A 4,550-nucleotide genomic window follows, 5' to 3' on the forward strand; every position below is an offset into this window, starting at 1 on the left:
CGCGCCGAGGCGCCGCTCGTCGTCGACAGCGGACGGACCGCCCGGACCGGGCCGCCACGCGCCGGGGCCGGGCGGCGGGGCGTCGGCGGCAGCCGGATCGGGGAAGCGGCTGTCGCTCATCGGGACTCACCGGGGATCGCGATGTCCATACCCTCGCGGGCGCACCGCCGGTCGATGTAGCAGACGGCGCGACTGGTGGCCTCGACGATCTCGCTGATCGTCACCACCAGCAGCAGCCCGCCGACCAGCAGCGTGATGAACGCCCAGCGATGCGTGCCGGAGAAGTCGGACAGATAGAAGGGCACGCCGAACGCGGGCACCGCGAGGACGGCGAAGATGACCCGCTGGGTGAGCCACAGGCCGGCCACGGTCCAATCGGCCCCCTGCACCAGTTCCTTCGACCGGGCGATCGCCGCGCCGAATCCGGCGTGCTCGCCGACGATCACCGGCTCGGCGACGAACCGTCGTGCCCGCACGTTCGACAACCACAGCAGCGCCAGCGGATAGGTGATGATCAGCAGGCTGCCGACCAGCAGGACCCCGATGCCGGTGAGCGTGAACATGATCTGCGCGAGCAGCAGCGGACCGGCGCGCCGGGCGGCCGCCCGCAACCCGGCGATCGCGCCGAGGCGCACCCCACCGAAGTCGGCGAGCGCGATCGCGACGGTCGCGCCGCGCAACACCAGGCGCAGCAGCCAGAGAAACGCCGCCGTGGCCAGGATCGCGGCCCACGCCGTGCCCGTGTCGGAGCCGTCGGTCAAGTGCGAGACGAGGCCGGTCACCCCGAGCACGCCGAGTACGGCCGCCACGAGCGCGCAGGCGCCGAGGGTCGACAGCGCCCGAATGTGGGCCTGGATCAGGGCGAACGGCTCGTCGAGCAGTTCGCGGAAACGCAGGGGCCGGATCGGTACCGTCGGCGGAGAGGGTGGCGCCGGCACGGACGCCGGTGCCGGATCGGTTCCCGCCCCGACGGCGCCGACCGCTTCGACGGCGGGACGCACGTCGGCGAGTCTAGCCGGGTTGTCGCAGCACCGGCGCGCTCGTGTCGCGGCCGTCCGCGTCGTCTGCCCCTCGTCGGGGTCGGGGCGTGGGGGTCGGGTGAGGCGGTCCGGATCAGCGCACGTCGGTCGTCGACTGTGCGTTCGTCGCGGTGGGGTCCGGGGTGCGCGCCGAGATTCTGGGTAGGGCCAGCTGGGTGGGGGTGAGTCTGCCTCGGAGGGTGACGGTTTCGCCGAGGTCCCAGTGGGCGGTCTCGGTGGCGGCGGCGCGGGCGAGGGTGGTCGCCGAGCTGAGGAGGCGTTCGTCGTAGTTCTTCGACAGCTCGCACAGGCGGGCCGCCTCGTTGACCGCGTCGCCGATGACGGTGAACTCATAGCGGTTGTGGGTGCCCACATTGCCCGCGACGACCCGGCCCGCGGCGACGCCGATGCCCGCGTTCAGGTCGGAGGCGTCGCGCAGTCGGCGCTGGATGGCGCGGCCGCAGGACAGAGCCGAGCCCGCCAGGTCGGGCAGGGGAGCGGGGGTGCCGAAGACGGCCAGGGCGGCGTCGCCTTCGAACTTGTTGAGCAGGCCGCCATGGCGTTCCACCTCGTCGACGACGATGTCGAAGAAGCGGTTGAGGATGCCGACGATCTCGGGCGCGGGCCGGGTGGCGGCCATCGTGGTCGAGCCGATGATGTCGATGAACAGGGCGGCGGCCTCGGTCTCGGTGCCGCCGAGCACCGGCCGGGAGGCGATCGCGGCCATCGCCACGTCGTGGCCGACGTGCTTGCCGAACAGGTCCTCGATCAGCGCGCGCTCGCGCAGGCCGTGCACCATCCGGTTGAAACCGCTCTGTAGATCGCCGAGTTCGGTGCCGTCGTAAAGGGTGATCTCGGTGTCGAGATCGCCGTCCTCCACCCGGCGCAGCGCCTGGCGCACACCTTTGATGGGGGCGACCGTCGCGGCGACGACCTGGGCCATCAGCAACATCCCGAACAGCAGCGCCGAGCCGCCGAGGCTGAGCACACAGACCGCCAGCCTGGCCTTGCTCACCGCGGGGTCGGCCAGCGCCCACACCGCGACGATCATCGACAGCGCCACCGGAATCCCGACGCCGACCAGCCACGACAGCATGGTCCGGCCGAACACGCCGATGCCGCGGCGCCGGTGCGGGTCGGCTTGCAGCACCCGCGCGGTCACCGGCCGCAGCGCGAATTCCACGATCAGATAGCTGTTGGCGCACACCACGATGCCCGCGGCGCCGATGGACAGCCCGACTTTGGGGATCAGCGCCGGATCGGCCACGCCGTAGACGATCGTCAGCGTGACCAGCGCCAGCGACCACAGCACCGCCTGCTGCAACACCATCCAGCGCGGCGCCGACACCGCGACCCGCTGTTCGGGCGGGGTCGGCACGTGGTCGGGGTCGGTGGCCCAGCGCATGGTGCGCAGGCCGGCGACGGTGCCCCACACGGTGCCGATCGCCAGCGCGAGGACCGCGCACAGCGGTGTGAAGACGGCGTTGATCAGCAGCAGCTGCCTGGTGAAGACGGTCGGACCGGGCAGCACGAACCCGGCGAGCACCACGATCATCGTGATGCCGATCAGGTTGGCCACCAGCAACGGCACGGTCAGCAGCAGCTGCACGCGGACGCGCCGGATGGACGACTTCTCCTCGACCGGACCGAGCAGCGGTGAGCCCCACGGCGCCGCGCCCTTCGGTCCGTTGCTGTGGATCACTCTCGCACTGTAAACCGAGTGTCGTGAGTTGCCACAATGTGTAGCCCAGGTCACTGATTAACGGGCCGTGCTATATGACCAGTCAGTGGTCAGTTTTTGACCACGGTCGGCGGATATGTGCGCGCGGTCCGGTCCGGAATCGGTTCGGAGTACACATGTCCACTGAGATTGTTGTGCTCAGCGCTCGAGCAGCCTATCCACCACCGCGCGGTAGCGGGCGGGCTCGAGCTGCGGCAGCCCGAGCAGGGCGCGCAGGTAGACGCCGTCGCCGACCAGGCGGATGGTGTCGGCGCGGACGGGGTCGTCCACCTCGTCGTCGAGGCCGTCCGACCAGGCCGTCATGACGCCGTCGAGGGCCCGTTGCACCTCGTCGGGGTCGGTCCCCGCCGAGGCGTCGATGGTGCGCATGGTCGCCAGCAGGGAGCGGTACAGCGCGAGTTCGACCGCGTCGGCCTGGGTCGTGGGGTCGGGCGTCTGGAGGTACCACTCCGCGACCGGGGTGCCGTTCGCCCGCATCTCGGCGAGCTGGGTGCCGGCGCGGTCGCCGAGTCGTTCGACCAGGCCGACGAGCAGGGCGTCCTTGCTCTTGAAGTGATAGAGCAGCCCGCCCTTGGATACGCCCGCCGCGGCGGCGACGTTGTCGAGGGTCATCTGGGCCGCGCCGCGTTCGAGCAGCAGGGTCTCCAGGGCGTCGAGGATGCGATCGCGGGTGCCGGGGCTCACGGCGATCACTGTACCGTCTGGACGGTCTTTCTGTTACTGTACCGTCTGGACGGTTTACCAACTCAGAAAGTCGAGAAACCGATGAACACCCCTGTCACCACCGCCGCCGCCCCGCCGCGCGCCACCGCGCGCGAGTGGGCGGGCCTCGGTGTGCTGGCCCTCGCCCTCCTGCTGCTCGCCGTCGACGCGACCGTGCTCGACCTGGCCGTGCCCGCGATCAGCGCCGACCTCGCCCCGAGCACCCCGCAGCTGCTGTGGATCATCGACGTCTATTCGTTCGTGCTCGCCGGCCTGCTGGTCGTGATGGGCAACCTCGGCGACCGGATCGGCAGGCGCAGGCTGCTGTTGATCGGCGCCGTCGGCTTCGGCATCGCCTCGGCGCTGGCCGCCTGGGCGGTCTCGCCCGAGATGCTCATCGCCGCGCGCGTACTGCAGGGTGTCGCCGGTGCCACGCTGATGCCGGCCACGCTGGGCCTGATCCGCTCGATGTTCCAGGACGCGCGGCAGCGCACCCTGGCGATCGGTGTGTGGAGCGCGATGGCCGGTGGTGGCGCCGCGGCCGGTCCACTGGTCGGCGGCTGGCTGCTCGAGCACTTCTGGTGGGGCTCGGTATTCCTGGTGAACCTGCCGGTCATGCTGGTGCTGCTGGCGCTCGCGCCGCTGCTCATCCCCGAATCGCGCGACCCGAACCCGGGCCGGTTCGACGCGCTCAGCGCGGTGTTGTCGATGCTCGCGCTGGTCCCCGTGGTCTACGCGGTGAAGGAAACCGCCGCGCACGGCCCGACCGTGGCCGCGCTGCTGGTCGGTCTGGCCGGTGTGCTCGCCGGCGTGCTGTTCGTCCGCAGGCAGCGTCGCCTGGCCGATCCGATGCTGGACCTGCGGCTGTTCGCGCTGCCCCGGTTCCGCGTCGCGGTGTTCACCAACCTGCTCGCGGTGTTCGCGCTGGCCGGTGTGCTGTTCTTCGGCTCGCAGTACCTGCAGCTGGTGCTCGGTCGCTCGCCGCTGGAGGCCGGGCTGCTGATGCTGCCCGGGCTCGCGGCCAGCGTGCTCGGTTCGCTCGCGGCGGCGTGGCTGGTGCGGCGCTGGCGCGCGGCGGTCGTGCTGGC

Annotated in this window: 4 protein-coding genes; 1 reads left to right on the forward strand and 3 read right to left on the reverse strand. The window is 71.3% G+C overall.

Going from position 1 to position 4,550, the window contains the following annotated elements; translation table 11 throughout:
- Positions 1-116: 116 nt before the first annotated feature.
- The 3 genes from V8688_RS31390 to V8688_RS31400 form a co-directional block, all read right to left on the reverse strand.
- Complete coding sequence (locus V8688_RS31390; RefSeq protein ID WP_218715862.1) at positions 117-1,001, reverse strand: hypothetical protein; 885 nt, start codon at positions 999-1,001, stop codon at positions 117-119.
- A gap of 112 nt (positions 1,002-1,113) precedes the next feature.
- Positions 1,114-2,721, reverse strand: a complete 1,608-nt coding sequence (locus tag V8688_RS31395) for an adenylate/guanylate cyclase domain-containing protein (protein ID WP_218715861.1) — start codon at positions 2,719-2,721, stop codon at positions 1,114-1,116.
- A 177-nt stretch (positions 2,722-2,898) separates the two neighbouring features.
- A complete protein-coding gene (locus V8688_RS31400) occupies positions 2,899-3,444 on the reverse strand; it encodes a TetR/AcrR family transcriptional regulator (protein ID WP_218715860.1) in 546 nt (181 codons plus the stop codon).
- Between the two features lie 81 nt (positions 3,445-3,525).
- Between V8688_RS31400 and V8688_RS31405 the strand changes: the two genes are divergently transcribed.
- On the forward strand, positions 3,526-4,550 hold a 1,025-nt coding region (locus V8688_RS31405; RefSeq protein WP_342802329.1), incomplete at its 3' end, for an MFS transporter.

This window comes from Nocardia sp. No.11, from assembly GCF_038752175.1.
GTDB classification, from domain to species: Bacteria; Actinomycetota; Actinomycetes; order Mycobacteriales; family Mycobacteriaceae; genus Nocardia; species Nocardia canadensis.